We start from the raw sequence: 951 nt of genomic DNA, 5'->3' as shown, positions 1-951 counted from the left end.
GCCTGAAACGCACCTGACGGAAAATCTAGGCCTTCTGGTCGTGGCCGGGCTTTTGGTTGGCATCGGCACGCGGCTGGCAAACGGGTGCACTTCGGGTCATGGGGTCTGCGGCATCTCTCGGTTTTCGCTGCGCGGGATTGTTGCAACCCTAATCTATATCGCTGCCGGAGCGGTGGTTCTGGCCCTGTTCCGCCACGGTTTGGGGGTGATCTGATGCGGTTGTTGATCGCTTTGATATCGGGCGCGATGTTTGGCGCGGGGCTGTTGCTATCGGGAATGACGGATACCCAAAAGGTTCAGGGCTGGTTGGATATCTTCGGTGCATGGGACCCGACACTGGCCTTCGTCATGGGAGGCGCGATTCTGCCCATGTTGGTCGCGTGGCGCATGACCAAGACCCGCCAACCATTGACTGGCGGCACATTTCCCGCACCAGCTCGGTCCGAACTTGACCGAGGGTTGATCCTCGGCTCAGTCCTGTTTGGCGCAGGCTGGGGATTGGTCGGTCTATGCCCCGGCCCAGCCATGGCAGCACTGTCCTATGGCGGGACCAGCAGCGCCGTCTTTCTGGTTGCGATGGCGGCGGGGATGCGGTTGGCGCCGGGGCTGCGCGCACAACTGGACAGGGCGGCCAACGCGGCCTAATCAATTGGCATGGAGATTCGACCAATAACCCCCCGCTACGCCGTGTCCCCGCAGATCACTGTCGAGGACGTGCCCGCCATTGCCGAGGCCGGCTTCGTCAAGGTTATCTGCAACCGACCCAATGCCGAAGTTCCCGAGATCATGCAATCGGATGCCATCGGAGACGCGGTCCGCGCAGCCGGGCTGGAATACGAGGTGCTGGAACTGACCCACCAGACCATGACACCCGAGAATGTCGCCCGGCAACGCAATATTGCCGAAAATAGCTCTGGCCCGGTTCTGGCATTTTGCGCGTCCGGCACGCGT

General features: G+C 61.7%; 3 protein-coding genes. All 3 read left to right on the top strand.

All coding sequences use genetic code 11. From position 1 onward, the window contains the following. On the top strand, positions 1 to 214 hold a 214-nt coding region (locus ACR0E6_RS21695), incomplete at its 5' end, for a YeeE/YedE family protein (RefSeq protein ID WP_480587208.1). Then, positions 214 to 645: a DUF6691 family protein gene (locus ACR0E6_RS21690; RefSeq protein WP_480564524.1), complete on the top strand. Its 432-nt coding sequence runs from the start codon at positions 214 to 216 to the stop codon at positions 643 to 645. The genes ACR0E6_RS21695 and ACR0E6_RS21690, both read left to right, overlap by 1 nt. A gap of 9 nt (positions 646 to 654) precedes the next feature. Then, the coding region (locus tag ACR0E6_RS21685) for a protein tyrosine phosphatase family protein (protein WP_480587206.1) at positions 655 to 951 on the top strand (297 nt) is incomplete at its 3' end.

This window comes from Ruegeria sp. AP12, assembly GCF_056540025.1.
This window is presented reverse-complemented; position numbering and strand designations above follow the sequence as displayed.